15 protein-coding genes and 1 riboswitch are annotated in these 20,401 nt (G+C 37.7%); all 15 genes read right to left on the bottom strand.

The annotated features are described in order from the left end of the window. Nucleotides 1-240 precede the first annotated feature (240 nt). The gene (locus tag ACHABW_RS08785; RefSeq protein WP_110934940.1) at nucleotides 241-1,488 is read right to left on the bottom strand and encodes an aspartate kinase; all 1,248 of its coding nucleotides are present in this window, start codon (nucleotides 1,486-1,488) and stop codon (nucleotides 241-243) included. A 162-nt stretch (nucleotides 1,489-1,650) separates the two neighbouring features. Beyond that, nucleotides 1,651-1,935, bottom strand: a riboswitch (Lysine riboswitch). 56 nt (nucleotides 1,936-1,991) lie between these two features. Beyond that, complete coding sequence (uvrC, locus tag ACHABW_RS08780) at nucleotides 1,992-3,773, bottom strand: excinuclease ABC subunit UvrC (RefSeq protein WP_435754963.1); 1,782 nt, start codon at nucleotides 3,771-3,773, stop codon at nucleotides 1,992-1,994. Nucleotides 3,774-3,984: 211 nt separating this feature from the next. Continuing rightward, the gene (gene trxA, locus ACHABW_RS08775) at nucleotides 3,985-4,299 is read right to left on the bottom strand and encodes a thioredoxin (RefSeq protein ID WP_110934938.1); all 315 of its coding nucleotides are present in this window, start codon (nucleotides 4,297-4,299) and stop codon (nucleotides 3,985-3,987) included. 332 nt (nucleotides 4,300-4,631) lie between these two features. Beyond that, nucleotides 4,632-5,603, bottom strand: a complete 972-nt coding sequence (locus ACHABW_RS08770) for an electron transfer flavoprotein subunit alpha/FixB family protein (RefSeq protein WP_435754962.1) — start codon at nucleotides 5,601-5,603, stop codon at nucleotides 4,632-4,634. 18 nt (nucleotides 5,604-5,621) lie between these two features. Further along, nucleotides 5,622-6,392, bottom strand: coding sequence for an electron transfer flavoprotein subunit beta/FixA family protein (locus tag ACHABW_RS08765; RefSeq protein WP_435754961.1), 771 nt, complete (start codon nucleotides 6,390-6,392; stop codon nucleotides 5,622-5,624). Between the two features lie 71 nt (nucleotides 6,393-6,463). Then, nucleotides 6,464-7,246, bottom strand: coding sequence for an enoyl-CoA hydratase (locus ACHABW_RS08760; RefSeq protein ID WP_435754960.1), 783 nt, complete (start codon nucleotides 7,244-7,246; stop codon nucleotides 6,464-6,466). A 92-nt stretch (nucleotides 7,247-7,338) separates the two neighbouring features. After that, complete coding sequence (locus ACHABW_RS08755) at nucleotides 7,339-7,923, bottom strand: TetR/AcrR family transcriptional regulator (RefSeq protein WP_435754959.1); 585 nt, start codon at nucleotides 7,921-7,923, stop codon at nucleotides 7,339-7,341. A 258-nt stretch (nucleotides 7,924-8,181) separates the two neighbouring features. Beyond that, entirely contained in the window at nucleotides 8,182-8,904 is a 723-nt protein-coding gene (locus ACHABW_RS08750) for an ABC transporter ATP-binding protein (RefSeq protein ID WP_435754958.1), read from the bottom strand. Then, nucleotides 8,888-10,087: an ABC transporter permease gene (locus ACHABW_RS08745; RefSeq protein WP_435754957.1), complete on the bottom strand. Its 1,200-nt coding sequence runs from the start codon at nucleotides 10,085-10,087 to the stop codon at nucleotides 8,888-8,890. Before ACHABW_RS08745 ends, ACHABW_RS08750 begins: the two co-directional genes overlap by 17 nt. Then, nucleotides 10,087-11,289, bottom strand: a complete 1,203-nt coding sequence (locus ACHABW_RS08740; RefSeq protein ID WP_435754956.1) for an ABC transporter permease — start codon at nucleotides 11,287-11,289, stop codon at nucleotides 10,087-10,089. Before ACHABW_RS08740 ends, ACHABW_RS08745 begins: the two co-directional genes overlap by 1 nt. 256 nt (nucleotides 11,290-11,545) lie before the next feature. Then, complete coding sequence (locus tag ACHABW_RS08735) at nucleotides 11,546-13,240, bottom strand: hypothetical protein (RefSeq protein ID WP_435754955.1); 1,695 nt, start codon at nucleotides 13,238-13,240, stop codon at nucleotides 11,546-11,548. Between the two features lie 437 nt (nucleotides 13,241-13,677). Continuing rightward, nucleotides 13,678-15,372 carry an AMP-binding protein gene (locus ACHABW_RS08730; RefSeq protein ID WP_435754954.1) on the bottom strand — a complete coding sequence of 565 codons (1,695 nt, stop codon included), beginning with the start codon at nucleotides 15,370-15,372 and terminating at the stop codon, nucleotides 13,678-13,680. A gap of 133 nt (nucleotides 15,373-15,505) precedes the next feature. Next, entirely contained in the window at nucleotides 15,506-17,194 is a 1,689-nt protein-coding gene (locus ACHABW_RS08725) for a long-chain-fatty-acid--CoA ligase (protein WP_435754953.1), read from the bottom strand. A gap of 384 nt (nucleotides 17,195-17,578) precedes the next feature. Beyond that, nucleotides 17,579-17,986, bottom strand: coding sequence for a DUF350 domain-containing protein (locus tag ACHABW_RS08720; protein WP_435754952.1), 408 nt, complete (start codon nucleotides 17,984-17,986; stop codon nucleotides 17,579-17,581). Between the two features lie 18 nt (nucleotides 17,987-18,004). Next, the gene (locus ACHABW_RS08715) at nucleotides 18,005-20,368 is read right to left on the bottom strand and encodes an endonuclease MutS2 (RefSeq protein ID WP_435754951.1); all 2,364 of its coding nucleotides are present in this window, start codon (nucleotides 20,366-20,368) and stop codon (nucleotides 18,005-18,007) included. Nucleotides 20,369-20,401 lie beyond the last annotated feature (33 nt).

The following is a 20,401-nucleotide window of genomic DNA, read 5'->3' as shown; positions in this document are numbered from 1 at the left end:
CTAAGAAAAACGGCAGAGCTGTTTTCTTAAATACAGCGTGATCTTTAAAACCACCCCCGAGTAGCACCTACTTAGTGCGTGTAGGTGCTACTCGAAAGGAAGCGAACTTCCCTTGATACGTGTGGCGTAAAGATAGCTGTCATTTTATAACTTTCTTATCTATCAAAAAAAAGGAGTTTCCTGATGATACATTCAGGAAACTCCTTTTTTTGTTTATATATGAGTACTGTTTTTAGTAAATTATGCCTTAATTGCTTCAATCTTTGCTTTTTCTTTCGCATCTAAACCAAAGTGTGCATGTAATCCTTCTACTGCAGTTATCATATCGACTTCTGGAACAACAACGGAAACTTTTATTTCAGATGTTGTAACCATTTTAATAGCCACTTCATGCTCTGCTAATACTTTAAACATATCAGAAGCTACACCTGGATTCGAAACCATTCCAGATCCAACGATTGAAACCTTAGCAAGTGTGCTTTCATGATTAATAGAACTGTAACATAATTCCGCTTTTTTATTGTGTAACAAATCCAAAGCTTTTCCAAGATCCTGTGTATCCAATGTGAATGAAACGTTTATCCCATTGTCAGAAGTCATTTGCTGAATAATAATATCAACGCTGATTCCCGCTTCAGCAAGCATGGAGAAAAGTGTAGGCATTGTTTCGAACTGATTTGGTAATCTTTCAATGGTAATTTTCGTTATTTCCGATTCAAAGGCTAAACCTCGTACAATTAGATTTTGCTCCACTGTTGCTTCCTCCTCAACCATCGTTCCCTCTACGTCCTCTGTACTTGAACGCACAATAAGAGGAACGTGATAATTTTTAGCAAACTCCACCGCTCTCGGATGAAGTACACCTGCACCTAAATTAGCTAATTCAAGCATTTCATCATACGACACGCTGTCCAGTTGACGTGCTTTCGTCACATACCTTGGATCAGCTGTGAAAACACCTGTTACGTCCGTATAAATCGAGCATGTTTCTGCTCCAAGTGCTGCAGCTAATGCCACTGCGGATGTATCGGATCCTCCACGCCCTAATGTTGTAATTTCTCCACTTGGACCGACACCTTGGAATCCAGCTACAAGAACTGCCCGGTTTTTGTTTAAATGCTTTTGCACTTTTTCTGCGTCTATTTCTGTAATACGAGCATCTTGGTGGACAGCTTCTGTTTTGATTCCTGCTTGCCAACCTGTCATAGACACTGCATCTACACCTAATTCTTTCAATGCCATAACTACTAATGATATTGTTACTTGTTCTCCTGTTGTTAAAAGCATATCCATCTCTCTGGGATCCGGTGAATCTGTTATGTCTTTAGCCAAATTCACTAATGAGTCAGTGGATTTACCCATAGCTGATACGACGGTTACAACTTTCTTTCCCGCATCCATATCCCGCTTAATTCTCCGTGCAACATTCTTAATTTTAGTTACATCCCCTACAGAAGTTCCCCCGAACTTCTGGACAATCGTTGTCAATATGAACGCCTCCTCGACTTTTTTTCACACATATTTCTGTCTTCAAAAATTCGTTTCATCTTTTCACACTGATCACGAGTGAATTCTCTCGTATAAAAGAATTCGACAACGAGACTTGTCTCCTTGCCGAATACGACTTCTAAGTTATTGGCAAAAGCCGTTTCGTGAGATAGTTCTCCACATACATAGCTATGTGGCAACTCAGCAATTATTCACTGCAAAGCCAGAATTGACCTTGTGAGTAAAATTTCAAAATTCGGTATTAAAATATTGAAAGTACTAGTTGCTGGTAAAAGCAAAAACCTCTCTGTTCTAAAGCACCACTTTCCGAAAAAATACTTTGTGAGAAAGACCTATTCTTCGGCGACTTCCTCTTTCAAACACTATCCTGAAATCTCACCGTTTTGCAGTGTTTTACTGATGGTTACCGCAACCCCTACCTGTTATTCAACCCATTTAATAGGTTAACAAATGCAACGAGTCATAGCAACACGGATCTAGCTTCATTTATTCCCCTCATCGCTCATCATTCTCTTTAAGGTTTCAGCAACCGACTGAGGTATTCCTAATCGCTGTATTTCTTCCACTGACGCCTCTTTCAAGCGTTTTAAAGATCCAAATTCTTTTAAGAGCATTCTTTTACGTTTTTCGCCAATTCCCTCGACCTCGTCAAGTATCGAAGTGAACATAGATTTCTTCCGAACATTTCTGTGAAAGCTGATTGCAAAACGGTGAACTTCATCTTGAATTCGCTGCAGTAAATAAAATTCCTGACTCGTCCTAGAAAGAGAAATGACCTCAGGGGGATCTCCAATCATTAGTTGGGAAGTCTTATGTTTATCATCTTTCACTAGTCCACAGACTGGAATCGATACATTCAGCTCATCTTCCAAAATTCCTAAAGCTGCCGATATTTGGCCTTTTCCTCCATCAATAACAATAAGATCAGGCAAAGGTAACTCTTCTTTTAACAGGCGCAAATAACGACGTCGAACCACTTCCCGCATCGATTCATAATCGTCCGGACCTTGGACTGTTTTTACCTTGTATTTACGGTAATTATTTTTATCAGGCTTACCATCGATGAATGATACCATCGCTGAAACAGGATCGGCACCTTGTATATTAGAATTATCAAATGCTTCTATTCGGTATGGTGTATCTATATTCATGGCTTGTCCGAGTCTTTCAATTGCTAAAACAGTCTTTTTTTCATCTCTTTCAATTAAATCAAATTTTTGTTGCAAAGCTAGCTTGGCATTTTTAATCGCTAGATGAACGAGTTCTTTTTTCTGTCCTCTTTTAGGTTGAATCGTTCTGACATTTAAAAATGGCGATACGATTTCAGGATCAGCTCCATCGGGAATAAATATCTCTGATGGTTTTTTATGCTGATCTTCTAAATAAAATTGACCAAGAAACGTATAAAAGTCTTCTTCCGGCTCTTGATAGGTTGGAAACAACGATACATCCCTTTCAATTAGTTTCCCTTGGCGAACAAAGAATACTTGAACACACATCCATCCTTTATCTACATAATAGCCAAAAACATCCCGATTCAATTGATCGGTGATAGTCATCTTTTGTTTTTCCATAACAGCTTCTATATGCTTCACTTGATCACGAAGCTCCTTCGCACGCTCATAATTCATTTCTTCCGAAGCAAGCAGCATTTTATTGGTGATATTTTTTTTGACATCTTCATGTCCACCATTTAAAAACTTCGTAATTTCTGAAACAAGTTCCTTGTTTTTTTCTTGCGTAACCGGAAACTCACAAGGTGCAAGACACTGGCCAATGTGATAATAAAGACAGACTCGATCAGGTAACGTGCGGCATTTTCTTAACGGATACAATCTATCTAATAGTTTTTTTGTTTCATTGGCCGCCTGCGCGTTTGGATATGGACCAAAATATTTTGCTCCGTCTTTTTTGACTTTACGCGTTGTAATTAGTCTTGGATGTTCTTCTTTCGTGATTTTTAAAAACGGATATGTCTTATCATCTTTTAGCAAAACATTATATCTTGGTTCATACTTTTTAATCAGATTTTGCTCTAAAATAAGAGCCTCTAGGTCAGAAGAAGTAACGATATATTCAAAATCCGTAATTTCGCTAACAAGCCGTTGCGTTTTTTTGTCATGAGTCCCTCTAAAATATGATCTCACACGGTTTCTCAGAATTTTTGCTTTTCCTACGTAGATAATCGTGTCATGTTTATTTTTCATTAAATAACATCCTGGTTGGGATGGTACTAATTGAATTTTTTCTTTAAGTTCTTCCATCGTATAAACCCCTTTAACATATGACCGTTCAAGCTTATTCAAAAAAGTCTGCTGTCCACTCACGTTTTTGAATAATCTCGAAGAATGTGAACCCCATGTGATTGAGGTTATAATATCTAACTATAGCACGAGTTTTTCCAAACTTGCTACTGATAAACACAGAAAAAACTGATCATCATAAGTGATGACCAGTTTCTTCAATATTTGTTAATTATACATGTTTGTTTAGTGTATCAGCTAACGCCTCTTTAGGCTGGAAACCAACGATTTGATCAACAACTTCACCATTTTTGAATACGAGTAAAGTAGGGATACTCATGACACCGTGTTTACTAGCTGTTTCCTGATTCTCGTCAACATCTAATTTAACGATTTTTACTTTGTCGCCCATTTCACCATCTAGTTCCTCAAGCACTGGAGCGATCATTTTACATGGTCCGCACCAAGGTGCCCAGAAATCTGCAAGAACTAAGCCTTGTTCTGTTTCAGTTGAAAAGTTTTGGTCAGTAACATTTACAATTGCCATTGTATATTCCTCCTTGGATTCTTTCATTCTTTAATTGAAATTTTAATTAATCTATAAGATGTTTTTAACTCCATAGAAAACACTATACAGCTTCTGTTCCCCTATAGACTAACCATTTAAACTTTCATTATCCCTATCATAACTAAACTTAAGCCTCATCGCAAAATAAATGCTTATAAGAAAAACGGCACAGCGTTTTTTATAAAATACAGCGTGAGCTTCAACCGCCGAGAGCGGATTGCTCCCGCTCTGTTCGAAAGCATAGAACAACCTCTAAAAAAAGATGTCCCAAAGTCTTTTCGCCTTCAGGACACCCTCTTATGTCAATCGTATTAAGCTAATACCTTTTTAAATTCCGCTGTTAATTTTGGTACGATGTCAAACAGGTCACCAACAATTCCATAATCAGCTATTTGAAAAATTTCCGCCTCTGGGTCTTTGTTGATAGCGACAATAATTTTGGAGTTAGACATTCCTGCAACATGCTGAATCGCTCCACTGAGACCAACTGCAATATAAAGGTCTGGAGTTACAACTTTACCTGTTTGACCAATTTGAAGTGCGTAATCGCAATACTCTGCATCACACGCGCCACGTGATGCACCTACCGCACCATTTAATACTTCAGCAAGCTCATCTAATATTTTAAAGTTTTCTTCCCCTTTCATTCCTCTTCCACCTGATACAATGACCGATGCTTCAGATAGATCAATACCAGAGGATGTATTTTTGACTACCTCTTTGATAATTGTTTGTAAATCTTTCACGTCAACTTCCAAACTTGCCACATCACCTGTACGCGATTCATCTTTTTCCAACGCTGGAATGTTATTTGGACGAATCGTCGCAAATGTTAAACCTTCTTCTACAGTAATTTTTTCAAACGCCTTTCCAGAATATATAGGTCTGATAAAAACAACGTCGTCTCCCGATACTTCCATTGATACAACATCAGAGACAAGACCCGATCCAATTCTGCTTGCCAATTTTGGTGCAAGATCTTTCCCCATCGATGTATGCCCTAGGAGAATACCATCCGGATTTTCTTGTTCAACTACCGCTTGAAGTACTTGTGTAAATCCTTCAGGTGTATACTGTGATAAGTTATCATGTTCCACAGTAATCACTCGATCAGCACCAAAATGAATCATTTTATTGGCTAAAGCGCTAACACTTTTACCTAGTAAAACCCCTACAGTTTCTCCGTCACCTGACAGTTGCTTTGCAGCACCAATACCTTCAAAAGACACATGTCTAAATTCTCCATCACGAATTTCGCCTACAACAAGTATTTTTTTTGACATTGTCATCATCCCCTTCTGTTATATCACTTTTGCTTCATTTTTTAGTAAAGAAACTAACTCGGAAACTTGAGAGTCTAATTCACCTTCTAATATTCTTCCAGTTGCTTTTTCAGGAGGCAGATAACGATCAACCGTTTTCGTCTTCCCCTCCACATCCTCTTCCTCTAAATCTAAATCATCCAAGTCCAATGTTTCTAAAGGCTTCTTCTTTGCCTTCATGATCCCAGGAAGCGAAGGATATCTCGGTTCATTCAACCCTTGCTGAGCAGTCACAAGGAGAGGAAGCTGAACTTCAATGATCTCCTGGTCTCCTTCTACATCGCGCTCAATAAAAGCTGTTGACCCCTCAATCTCTAATTTGACGATGGACGTTACATGGTTAAACCCTAATTTTTCTGCTAATCTAGGCCCAACTTGACCGGAACCTCCATCAACTGCGATATTACCTCCTAGAATAATATCAACCTCTTTATCTTTAAAATAAGCCGCTAAAAGCTCTTGCGTAGAATATTGATCACCATTTTCCACATCTTCGTCTTCAATAAGTACTGCTTTATCAGCACCCATAGCCAATCCGGTACGTATTTGCTTTTCAGCGTCTTCGTCTCCTACTGTAACTAACGTCACTTCACCACCATGTTTTTCTTTTAATTTAATCGCTTCTTCAATCGCATATTCATCATAAGGATTAATAATGAATTCCGCACCATCTTCGTTTACTATCCCATTTTCGATCTGGATTTTCTCCTCTGTGTCAAACGTTCGCTTCATAATTACGTATATATTCATATAAGTCCCTCCCAAAATTTAATTAAAATCTATTATCATTTAACCGCTTACAAAATACGAATCAATGAAAATTAGCGATCTTCAAAACTAGGTTTTCTTTTTTCAATAAAAGCTTTGATTCCTTCTGAAGCATCATACGTCTCAAATACTTCTCCAAAACGTAGCGCTTCTTTTTCCTGACCCTGTTCGAAGGGCTCTGTTTCAGAAACTTTAAGTAATTCCAATACATTTGAAATCGTTTGTATCCCTTTTCCACTAATTTTAGATACCAGCTTTTTTGCTTCTTCCAGCAAATGATCTTCGGAGTAAGCTTGATTAGCCAATCCCAATTTTACTGCTTCTACTCCTGTTACAGGATCTGACGTTAGAATCATCTCCATAGCCTTTGACTTGCCAACTAGGTTTGGAAGACGCTGTGTTCCAGCAAACCCAGGTATCAGTCCTAATTGTAATTCCGGTAATCCCAATTTTGCACTTTCAGCGACTATTCTCATATGGCAAGCCATCGCCAATTCAAGACCGCCACCTAATGCAGCTCCATGGACGGCTGCAAGTACAGGTTTATGAAAGCTTTCAATTTTTCTAAATACACGTTGCCCTTCTCTAGCCAAATCTTGAAAATCCGCCCCATGTTTCACCCGAGTAAACTCCTTGATATCTGCTCCTGCTGCAAAGAACCGTCCTTCTCCGTGAAGAAGAATGACCTTTACCTCTGAGTCTTGAGAGAAGTGATCAAAGGCCATGTCTATCTCTTGAATCATTTTCTGGGAAAGAGTATTCGCAGGGGGGTTAGCCAATGTAAGTATGCCCACTCTAGCTTCCTTAGTCACTCGAATTAATGAGAATTCTGGCAACCAAATCACCACTTTCTTTTTTAACTTGGCTATTGTCTACTTGAAATAAGCACGCTAGACAATAGAGACTAATACGTACTGTGCCTGCACAACTATTTTGCTAAACCTCTCAGTAACAATGGATGAATCGTATCAACTAAAGGGACAAGTTTGTACCGGTGATCTTTCATGACCCAATTTGTAACAATTTCATCAATGGCGCCAAAAATTAATTGTCTCGCTATACGCAGGTTAAGTTCCTTTTCAAAGGTCCCATCTTCCACACCTTCTTGTAATACTGTATCAATTAATTCTAAATAGCCTTTGAGTACTTCATTAATTCTTTGGCGTATTTCGATATTGGACTGACGAAGCTCAAGTTGAGTGACAATGGCCAATTCGTGATCTTTCTCTAATTGCATAAAGTGCATTTCAATTAATATATAAAGTTTTCTTTCCACGGATGATTCTTCTTGAAGGCGTTCTTGTATCTTTTCAACAAATCGACCCATTTTTTCTTCAAATAAAGAAATGAGAATATCTTCTTTGTTTTTAAAATATAAGTAAATGGTTCCGTCTGCAACTCCGGCTTCTTTTGCTATTTTAGAAACCTGAGAATGATGATAGCCATTTTCTGCAATAACTTTTACAGCTGCATCAATTATTTTGTCGTACTTTTGCCCTCGCTTTTTCGCCATGCGCTCACGTCCTCAACAACCCTTTTTATACTGAATGACTATTCATTCATAATTTCATTTTAGAGTAATATTTTCGTTCTGTCAAACCATTCTCGAATATTAATTGGATTTTTCATCACTTATACAATGAAATGATTTTTCTTCTTTACATACTATTCCTAATATCTCTTGAAATCAACTAGATAGCCCCACTACATGGTCTTAACTTTAGGCTGTTTTCGAAAACTTTGATGTTCTTGAAATAACAGCCTAACTTAATTACCATCCTCCTAATTGCGCCACTTTTTCGGAAAAAGAAAGCGTCTCGGAAGCTCCATTAAATGATTGATTCATTTCCTCCACTGAACCAAAAAATTGCTTTTCTCCATGTTTAAGAATTAATACCTTGTTTGTAAGGTAGTGAATTTCTTCCATATCGTGACTAGCAAGAATAATAATTTTCCCTTTCTCCGACCAGCTTTTTAAAAATTTCATAATTTCCAGTTTTGATTGAATATCAATCCCAGCTGTTGGTTCGTCCATGACTAACACATCAGGGCCATGAAGCAATGCTACAGCTAGGTTTATTTTCCTTTTCATACCGCCGGATAATTCATTGATGTTCCTACGTAGAAGATCCGTAATACCAATAATACCGGCAACCTCGTCTACTTTGGATGCATGTATTCGCTTAGGGGCAATACCTCTCCAAAAATCGAGCTCTTGTTTCACAGTCAATTCTGAGAACAAGGCAATATCCTGAGGAACATAACCTATTTGCTGCCTAGTTATTTTCAAATTGCTACTAAATGATTGGCCATGCAAAAAGATTTTCCCCTTTGAAGGCTTTAATACTGTTCCTAAAAGTTTAAGAAGTGTCGTTTTGCCAGCTCCATTTGCACCAAGCACAGCAAGTCTATCACCAGGTACCAGTTGAAATCCAATATTAGTAATACCCTTTCCTTTTCCATAACCTAACGATAAATCACTCACTTCCAGCACTTAAAACACGCTCCCTCCAAGAAGGATAACTACTAATTAACACAGCGATAATGGCCCAAAAAATAATAATTACCAGTAGTTGCATTGTCGAATATAGCTCAATATTAATTATGATAAATTGAGGACTTATAAAGGAGTAGTAAAAAGATTCAATAAAATCACCAGTCAAAAGAATACTGCTAACTACCGTTAGAATCACAATCACAAGCACCGTAAATAGGAATAATTGTTCCCGTTTAAATAAAAGCCCTAGCACTGTAGATAAAAAGGTTGAAAAAATAATATATGAAAGAATGGCAACGATAGATAAAGCAGTCAGAGACTCCGGATAAAGTTGATGTGTTAACAATAGTAAAGGAATGCTCATTATGATTACGACAAATGTAATCACTATTGCATGAGCAAGCGCAAATAACAATGAACCTACATTAAAAAGTACTAGCCGATTAAACGCATCTTTTTTTCGATTACCTATAAAATTTGTTGTAAATGTTAATGGAAAAAGTAAAATTAACGTTAATACACATATTTTCACAATGTCTTCCGTTGTTATAAATTCTCTTCCTTCTTCCCACTCTCTAAAATGACTATGATCACCAATGACTTTAAGATCTAAAGGAGGAGAAGGGTTCCATTGCTCGTTTGCATATGTGCGTGTTTCCTCTAATAACTGTTCTTCATTTACTAAAGATTCCGGCGAAAATTCACTTGCATATGGAAGAAGGTAATGGCTAGCAGAACTATTGCTAACATACCTCATTACTTCCGACGCAACCACTTCTCTAAGTAACCCTGCTGACAACGACGAAGGAGTATGGATAAGTGTTACTAAATCCTGATTATCTCCAGCAAATATTTTTTCTTCAAACCCTTCCTCCAAGTATATAATGGCATCTGCTTCACCACGAAGAAGCCGCTTTGTTCCTTGGGACATCGTAGATTCAATCAATTGAATCATATGGTCTAATTCTTCAAAAGTACGTAAGATCTCTTGTGACGTTTCACTTTGATCTTCATTTACCACAATAATCGGAATTCTTACTTCACTGACTGTTTCTGCTAGGGTGAAATGAACAGCTAATAGAATTACAAGTGGCATCATACATGCTGACAGTAATAGTTTTGGTTTTTTTAAGAGTTGTAATCCATTCATTTTTACTAATGTAATTAAAATTCTATTCATTAAATCACCTTTTTCTTTGCCATTCCAACTGCAGCTGCCAGGAGAAGAAATGATAAGCTAAAAAACAATACAAAAGAGACATATAGCTCTTTGGTAAAATTTTGATCAAATGCTCCTAATAAAAATAATTGGTGGAGCCAATGGAACGGAGTAAACCTGTGTATATCACTCAACCATGATGGCAAAAAAGAAATTGGTACTATCAGACCGCCGATTATAAATAAAATGATTCCTATAATACAAACAATTGCTTGTTCTTGAAGTGGCCTCACGGGTAAAAAAGAGAAAAACGTAAACAGAGACGCAAAAAACAAAACGAATAAACTAGTGACAGCGATCAGTCCCCAAGATATTTCTAGAATACCCATTAAAATTAGGCCAGAAAGAACTATCGTTGATACCCCTGCACAGAAAATGAAAAAAAGAATAAAAGAACTTATAACGATTGGCAGGTATCCTACATTCAAAGAGATAAATCTTTCTACGATGGATTTATTTAACGAGAGTTGAGTAACTGGGCTTAGTAATGCAGGGAAAATATATAAAAGAATGATAAAAAAAGAACTCACGTAATATTTTTCCACAGAATAACTTCCAGTTGCTTCTATTTCAGACTGAGTAATCAACTGACTTCGATTGAAAGCTTCAAGACTAAAATGAATTATGGCTTCATTTGTTATTTTACTTTTTTCCTCTGCTTCTACATCCCATTCGCTTAAATAATAATGAACAGTATTCACTGCTGTCTGTGCAGCATTAACTAAATCAGTTGCTGCATAAATTAATTCCAGAAATAATTCTCTTTCAAGCGAAAAAGACTCTTGAAGCTCAACTTCAAGGGGAGTGTTGCGACCTGTTCTTAAATCGTCTGTGAACGTTTCAGGAATTAAAACGGTGGCTACCACTTGGTCTGAATTCAAAAGATATCTAGCCTCTTCTTGACTAGTATGTATATAGGTGATTAATTCTTTTGTGGCTTCGGACTCCTGAAGCTGTTTTCTAATTATCCCGGTTTCAAAAGAATCCTCGTTATCAACAATCGCTACTTGAAATGGAGAAATTATCTCATTACCTTTCACCCAGTCAGCAATACTTACAGCAGCAAACCCTCCACCCGCTACTAAAAAAATCATCACAAAAAAGAGAGCAGGCAGAGGGATCATCTTTATCCTTTGTTTATACAAAGCGAAACCCTTTTTCATACCAAACTCTCCTTAAGAAAAACGGCATAGCCGTCTTTTATTAAATACAGCGTGATCTTTAGCCACCATCACTTAAGTATCAAGGGTGGGTTTCCCTTGATACTTGTGGCGTAAAGATAGCTGTCAACTTACACAATGTAATCCTCTAAGAAAAACGCGTAGCGTCTTTTATTAAATACAGCGTCAGCTTCCACCGCTCCGATTAGCACCTACTTAGTCTGTGTAGGTGCTAATCGTAAGGAGGCTGATGAAGATCTTACATTCCACCGAATGTCTCGTACATCAATGTTTCTAATTCCATCATAACTTCTTCCATCAGAATCATCCACTCTTCTTCACTTAACTCACTAACATTCGTTGCAGTCTCAGCATCCACCGTAATTAATTCCAAGTCTTCAGTAAACTCAAGATCCGTATTGAAATTCAAGTTCACTGTGTATTCCTGATATCCTGCATACATATCGTCTATTCCTGCATTGATATCCAACTCCGTATTTTGTTCATATCCATCATTGTCTTCATTATATTGGTTTCTAACCACAACACTAAATTCTCCGATACCTGCTGCATCCAACATTTCACTGGATTCAAGCGTTATCGTTGTTGTCGCCTCTCCAGTAGAACGGAGCGTGTCCAAGTTAATTCCTGCGCTTATAGGTTGACCAGCTTCGTCCATTGTAAAACCAAGATCAGTAACAACCTTTTCCCCGTCATCTGTTTCGGATTTACTCGTATCCATTACGAATTCAAAAGCATTTCCGGACTCTTGCCCTACCTCGCTCATGGTTAGATTACGACGAATTTCTTCCTGATCTCCATCTTCTTCTTTGGACATCTCGTAGGAAAGAGAACCACCCATATCTTTATCTTCAGGATCCGCAAACGTTACATTCCATTCACGTCCGACAATTTCCGTTTTTCCATCTAAATAAATAGTACTCGTTAAACCTTCTGGAATACTAAACTCGTGAAGATTGCTTTGCATTTCATTTAAACCATCAATAAATTCTATTGAATAGTCTTCCTGATCATCTAAAGCCGTTAATTGGTCATTAAATATCTTTAACAACTCGTCATCATTCTTCATTTTATCGATTAATTCATAAAGAAAATCTTTCAACTGTTCATCGCTTAAATGTAATGTTAACTGGTAGTACTCCCCGCCAGCAAACGCAACATTACTCTCTTGAGTGAAATGATCGCTTTCTAAATATTCATAAATAAACTCACTATATTCTTTGAATAGTACCTTTTGTGTCTCCGAGGTTCTCGTCAGTTCACCTGGCAGAAAAAGTATATCTTTAAGGTCTTCCGGCCCATCATACGCAGGGTCTACCTGTCTAGCTATATAACCGAAATTTTCATTCTGCATAAAATAAGTTTCAGAGTTTAATAACGGTAAAGTTGTCGCTACATAGTCTTCTGATTGATAGATAGAAGCGCCGATTACACTTTCCTCGTTCATCAACAAGTCAACTCCGATTTGTGCTTCTTCTGACTCCGGATTCACTTGAGTATCCATTTGAATAGACATGGTACTTAAAAGTGTCTGTACAATCATAGGCAGGTCATTTCCACTAACATTTCCTGTCAGATTCACTTGCTGCTTATAAGCACTATCCTCCATTTTTTCTGCCATACCGAGAGCATCCCCATAAGTATCGGACCAATCCTCGTATGTTTCACTCATCGTATTTTGTTCCGCTAAGAAGTACTGTTGTTTATCAGTCATACCGAAAAAGTACCAGTAACCAATGCCTAACAGGAGAACAGCAATAATTCCTCCGCCGAGAAAAGCTGGTTTCTTCATACTTCTTTTTGGCTTTTCATTCACTTCTTCGACTTCATCTGAGTTTTGATTATTTTCTTCTGAAGTTGAATTATTGTCGTCCTTGTCGCTAAAAAACTGTAAAGAAAGTTTATAGCTTTTCGCATTCTTTTTTACTTTCATAAAGTACACCCCCGAAAAATTTAGATTAAATCATTGCACCAACTTTATCTTATGTATGATAAATAAGTAAAAGATATTCAGAGAGACTATTTAAGCTCTTTCAAAACAAAAGTCGATAAAATCAGGCAATACTGACTTATTTTGTAATTTTAACCCATTTCCCAATAAAATTCTACAACTTTCTTACATTTTTCAGTTATAAAATACCTACAAAATACGAAAATAAGACAAAAGGAAGAATCAACTATTTAACTAAAACCCATAGCATCTTCATATCTATTTTGTTATTATGGAAAGTTCTTTAGAAGAATGACCGCTCACTTTCCGTGCTCCTATTAAAAGAAAGAAGCTATTAACAGGCTTATATACTGCGGAGGCTTCGCCCATTTCATAAAAAAGGGACTGCAAAGTAAAAATTTACTTTGCAATCCCTTTTTTTAATTAACTATTTTCTTCTTTTCTTTTTCCTTTTCTTCCTCAATCAATGCCCTTCTCAACACCTTACCAACCATTGTTTTTGGAAGTTCTTTGCGGAATTCATACACCCTTGGTACTTTATAGGCTGATAGACTCTTTCTGCAAAAAGCATTTAATTCTTTTTCTGTAACTTCGTGCCCTTCTTTTTTAACAATAAAAGCTTTCACAGTCTCTCCCCGATAAGGATCCGGAACACCTACAGCGACAGCTTCTTGAATGGCCTCATGTTCGTACTCTTCTATTTCCCGAGGATAGATATTAAAGCCACCAGCAATAATCATATCCTTTTTCCGGTCAACAATATAAAAGAAACCATCTTCGTCCATATATCCCATATCTCCAGTGAGTAACCACCCATTCATAAAGACTGCATCTGTTTCCTCTGGTCGTTTCCAATAGCCTTTCATTACTTGAGGTCCTTTTATAATAAGTTCTCCGACTTCACCTGATTTTGCAACTTCCCCTGTCTCCGCCGACAATACAGCTACATCAGTATCCGGCCAAGGAAGACCTATGCTTCCAGACGGACGTTTCCCCCACATAAGATTAAAGTGTGTAACAGGTGAAGCTTCCGTCAATCCGAAACCTTCAGAAAGCTTTCCTCCTGTTAATTCTTCAAACCGATGTTGAACTTCAACAGGAAGAGGTGCAGAACCACTAATACATACGTTTACTGACGATAGGTTATAGTTAGTAACTTTAGGATCATTAATTAAACCTATGTACATCGTTGGTGCACCAGGAAAAATAGACACTCGTTGTTTTTCAATCGCCTGAAGCGTTTGTTTCGTGTCAAACTTTGGTAAGATCACCATTTTTGATCGATCCATGACGGAGAAATTCATCCCAACCGTCATTCCATATACATGAAAGAAAGGTAGAGCACACAGTATAACTTCATTTCCATGATCAATTTTATGCATCCATTTCATACATTGAGTCGTATTAGCTACGAGGTTGTAATGCGTTAACATAACCCCTTTTGCAACTCCAGTTGTCCCACCCGTATATTGCAGAAGTGCTAAATCTTCTTTTGAATCGATAGATACTGAGAGGGGACGTGTAGAAGAACGCTTCAATAATTCAGTAAAAGAATGAGTAGTTGCGTTATAAGTGATTTCGACTTTTAAACCTGTATTCTTTTTTTGAATAAACGGGTAAATCAAATTCTTAGGAAATGGCAAATAATCTTTTACTTGAGTTACAATAATATGCTCAAGTTTTGATTTATCCAGAACACTCATCACTCGTGGATAAACAAGATCCAAACACAATATTACTTTTGCTCCCGAATCAACGAGTTGATGCTCTAATTCTCTTTCCACATAGAGCGGATTCGTTTGTACAACGACCGCACCTGCCATAAGAGCACCATAATATCCAATCACCGACTGCGGTGTATTCGCTAACATAATCGCAACTCTGTCGCCTTTTGCAATGCCGAGATTTTGAAGCCCATTAGCAAATCGAAGAGCTGACTCATAAACTTCATGAAATGTCATCTCTTTTCCCATGAAATGAAGCAATGTTTTATTAGGCTCTTCCAAAGCACCTTCACGTAAGTAATCTTGCAGAGATTTATCATCGTAATTAATATTTTTAGGAATGTCTTCCGGATAATGAGCAAGCCATGGTCTCAGTAATCCTGTATCCATGTATAGTCCTCCTTCAATTCTCCTTTAAATTCAGACATTCTCTCTCTTAAACTATTACTTTAAAACACTATATCCAGTAGCACCTAGCATTGTTTCAAAGTGCTACTGGTATTAAATCTAATCAAAATAACAGTTATTTTATATTTCTTTCTTTTTCTTGTTCTACAAGGACTCGACGTAAAATTTTACCGACCATTGTTTTAGGTAACTCTTCTCTAAACTCATAGAATTTAGGTACCTTAAACGATGCTAAATGTTTACGTGAATACTCATCGAGATCCGCTTCTGAAATTGTCTTTCCTTCCTTAGGCACAATAAATGCTTTTACCGTCTCCCCACGGTAAGGATCTGGAACTCCAATTACGCACACCTCTTGCACATCTTCATACTCGTAAAGTACTTCTTCAATTTCACGCGGATATATATTAAATCCACCTGCAATAATCATGTCTTTTTTACGATCGACAACGTAAAAATAGCCTTCTTCATCCATATAACCCATATCACCTGAGAGAAACCATTCATCTCGAAAACTTGCTTGTGTATCCTCAGGACGATTCCAATAGCCTTTCATTACTTGCGGTCCTTTTATAATGATTTCTCCTACTTCATTGGGCTTTGCTTGCTCGCCCGTCTCTGCTGATAAAATAGTTACCTCTGTATCAGGCCAGGGTAAACCTACAGATCCCGGCTTGCGATCCCCCCATATAAGATTTGCTACAGCAACCGGCGATGTTTCCGTTAATCCATAACCTTCTACTAATCTTCCATTTGTAGCCTGTTCAAATTGAGTCTGTACTTCTAATGGTAATGCTGCTGAGCCACTGATGCAGGCTTTAATTGACGACAGATCGTATTTTTTAATGTCTGGGTGGTTCAATAAACCAATATACATCGTTGGAGCCCCTGGATACAATGTTGCCTTATGCTTCTGTATCGCTTTAAGAATCCCTTGCGGATCAAATTTCGGCATAATAATCATTTTAAAACCTAAACGTATCGCTAAATTCATCACAGTTGTCATTCCATATACATGAAAAAATGGTAAAGCTGCAATAATGACCTCTTCCCCAGGTTTCATTTTATGCATCCACTTTTCACATTGTTGCGTATTAACAACTAAATTGTAATGCGTCAGCATCACACCTTTTGCCGGTCCCGTTGTTCCACCGGTGTATTGAAGAAGTGCAAGATCAACTTTCGGATCAATATCAAGTGGAATCTCTTTTGCTTCACCTTTCTGAATGACATCCCTAAAAGAATGCAAATGAGGTCCATATTGTAAATCTACTTTAATGCCTGTATTCTTCTTTTGAATGAAAGGATAGAGCAAATTTTTCGGAAAAGGAAGGTAATCCTTTATCCCTGTAACAATGATGTGTTCTAATTTTGTTTTCTCTTTTACATTAGCAACACGGGGATAAACTAAGTCCAGGCAAATCATAATCTTAGCACCAGCATCATTCATTTGATGTTCAATCTCACGCTCTACATACAGCGGGTTTGTCTGTACGACAATTGCGCCTGCAAACAGAGCACCATAATAAGAAATGACAGCTTGCGGAGTATTTGCAAGCATGATAGCAACTCGATCGCCTTGGGTAACTCCTAATGACTGGAGCTGGTTAGCTAACTTTAGAGCAGATTCATAAACCTCTTTATAGTTCATTTCTTTCCCCATGAAATGAAAAGCTGATTTATCCGGATAATGTTTTGCTGCTTTTTTCAGGTAACTTTGCAGCGTATCCTCATCATAGTCAATAGTTTTAGGAATTTCCTCTGGATAGTGTTCAAACCACGGTTTTTTCATGACTGTATCCATGGTAAACCTCCCTTTTTCTTATCCTCCTTCTAAAAGATGATAATCAATGAAAAGAGAATGACAGAAACATTTGCTAAACATACGCTCAGTTAATATCTCTTAACATTGAAAGGCATTCTCCCTCTTATCTTTCATTGTAATGAAAACGTATACAAAAAGGAACCTTTTTATTCAAAATTTTTCAATGTTACTGGATTTATAGGTGAACTATCTATGTAAAATTAGTTTTCATTTAAAAGAAAAGAATATAGACGATACCACTTACCATAAATAAACCACAGAAAATGACCAATATTTTCCACAATGTTTCCATTTACTTACTTACCCCTTTCTAACCAGTAAAGACTGTGCAAAAACCACTTTTACACAGTCTCCCCTAAACTCTTAATGAATACTTGCTCCAATAACATAGGATAAAGAGACAGATAAAATAAATGACAGTAAACCTACGGCACGGTTATCGTTCGTTAATTCCTCATCCACTTTAAAACCTGGAGTTAAAAATTCAAATATAAAATAAACAAATAGTAGAAGGGCAAATCCGAAGGCACCCCACCCCATCATAGATAAAACGGAATCGTTTGCTATAATCGAATGGCGAAAAATGTTGGCAACACCAAACACTTTCCCTCCTGTAGCAAGAGCAACTGCAAGATTTCCTTCTTTCACTTCAACCCAAGTACTATATTTTGTTACCCATTCAAAAACGGCCAAGGCTATAATAATTGCGATTACTACGACACTGTAGACACCAGCAGTGTATACATAGTCATGACTGAAAAGCTCCTCCATGCTACACCTCTTCCTGGCTTATTTAAGCAAAGCAATGGTTACACCTGAGCCGCCTTCTCCTTGCGTACCCATTCTCGTCTCTGATACATTGCCATGCTTTTTTAAAAGCTCTTGGACACCCTTTCGAAGGGCTCCTGTTCCTTTACCATGGATAATAGAAACTTGGTGGTACCCGGCAAGGACAGCATCATCTAAATACTTTTCAACATCCATCATTGCACTTTCATATCTTTCTCCGCGAAGATCCAACTCTGTTTTTACATGAGCGTCTCTTCCTCTTAAAGTAGTTAACGGTTTTGTTTCTACTGCTTTAGGACGATTAATATAAATGAGATCATCTTTCTTCACTTTCATTTTCATCATACCAAGTTGAACAAAGTATTCCTTTTCACTCACTTTATCAACAATATATCCTTTTTGATCAAAGCTGACTACTTTGACTTCATCGCCTGGAATCAATTTATCCACATTTGGTTTCACTAATTTCGGCTTGGTCTTTTTACCATTCTTAACAAGCTGGGGTTCAGCATTTTCCAATCGTTTTTTAGCATCTATAAGTTCATGATCTTTAATAGCTGGATTATTTTTATGCATGTCCCGAAGCTCAGTAATAATTTGTTCTGCTTCAATCTTCGCTTTTTTAACCGATTCAGCAGCTTTATCTTGAGCGCTCTGCAGAACTTTTTCTTTCTCTTCTGAGAATTTCTCCAGTTCATCAGAAAGCTCTCGGTGAAGTTTCTCCGCTTCTTGGCGAAGGTCATTCGCTTCTTCCATATCTTGCTCTGCTTTTTTACGACTGTCTTCTAACGAGGAGATCATTTTTTCCATCTTGTTTGAATCTGCCGTAATATGACCTTTTGCATCTTCAATAATTCGTTCACTAAGACCTAAACGATTACTAATAGCGAAAGCGTTACTTCTCCCAGGCACACCAATTAACAATCGATAAGTCGGTCTCAGTGTTTCGACATTAAACTCCACACTGGCATTCATTACACCTTCTCGATCATACGCATACCCTTTTAACTCACTATAATGGGTCGTTGCTATGACATTGGCTCCAACACTATAAACATGATCCAGAATAGCTATTGCTAAAGCAGCACCTTCTGTAGGATCGGTTCCAGCTCCAAGCTCATCAAAGAGCACCAGAGATTGAAAATCTACATTATCCATAATATTAACGATATTTGTCATATGAGAAGAAAAAGTACTTAAACTCTGTTCTATCGACTGCTCATCTCCAATATCCGCAAAGATTTTTTGGAAAACTGCAGCAGTAGATCCTTCCTCACAAGGGATTTGTAATCCCGATTGTGTCATGAGTGTTAGTAAACCAACTGTTTTTAAAGTGACTGTTTTCCCCCCAGTATTGGGACCGGTAATTACTAAGGAAGAAAAATCCCCCCCAAGCTCAACATCTATTGGAACAATTTCTTCGGTTGGAATCAACGGATGTCTGGCTTTCTTCATATGAATAAAACCATCTTCATTTAATTTAGGCTGAGAGCCTTTTATTGTCTGACTGTAATGCGCTTTAGCAAAAATAAAATCCACTTCCGTCATTACTTCAACAATCAAAGCAAGTTCTTCTACATTCTCACTTACTAAGGCAGAAAGAACCTGCAGAATGCGTTGGATCTCCTGTTTTTCCTTCATCCGTGCCTCTCTGAGTTGGTTGTTAATTAGTACAACCGATTCAGGTTCAATAAACAAGGTTTGTCCGGATGCAGATTGGTCATGCACCATTCCACCAAAATGTCCTCTATATTCTGCTTTAACCGGGATAACATAACGATCATTCCGAATCGTTATGATAGCATCTGACAGCATTTTTCTTCCATTTGAAGAACGCGTAATACTTTCCAATTTCGAACGAATTCCCGATTCATGTGAGCGAATTTGTTGGCGAATCCCTCGAAGTGAAACACTTGCAGAATCCAGTACTCCCCCATTTTCGTCGATGGCATGATTAATTTCCTGCTCGAGTTCTGAAAGAGGGACAATTTGATCAGCAAGTTGTGGGAGAATCGTTAATTCCAACTCATCCTCGATAAGCCCTTCAACGAATTGCTTGAAACGGCGACTGGCATAGATCGTTGATGAAATATCTAATAGCTCTGATTCATTTAAAAGACCGCCTATTTCTGCTCTCTTTATCGAAGCTCGAATGTCTCGAAGTCCCCCTAATGGAGCCTGTCCTCTTAATCTAACAACTTTTGCGCCTTCATAGGTTCTCTCCTGGGCATCTGAAATGTCTTCATAGCTAAAAGAAGGCATCAACTCCCTGACACGTTGTTTTCCTAAAGAGGATCCAGCATGTTGAACTAACTGTTCTTTCATCTTATCGTATTCTAAAATGCGACATACCCTTTCAATCACAAGGGTCACCTCCAAATTTTTGAGAATACTGAA

The organism is Salipaludibacillus sp. CF4.18 (genome assembly GCF_051262595.1).
GTDB lineage: Bacteria > Bacillota > Bacilli > Bacillales > Salisediminibacteriaceae > Salipaludibacillus > Salipaludibacillus neizhouensis.
The sequence above is the reverse complement of the archived record's forward strand: the minus strand, read 5'-3'. Positions and strand labels throughout refer to the sequence as shown.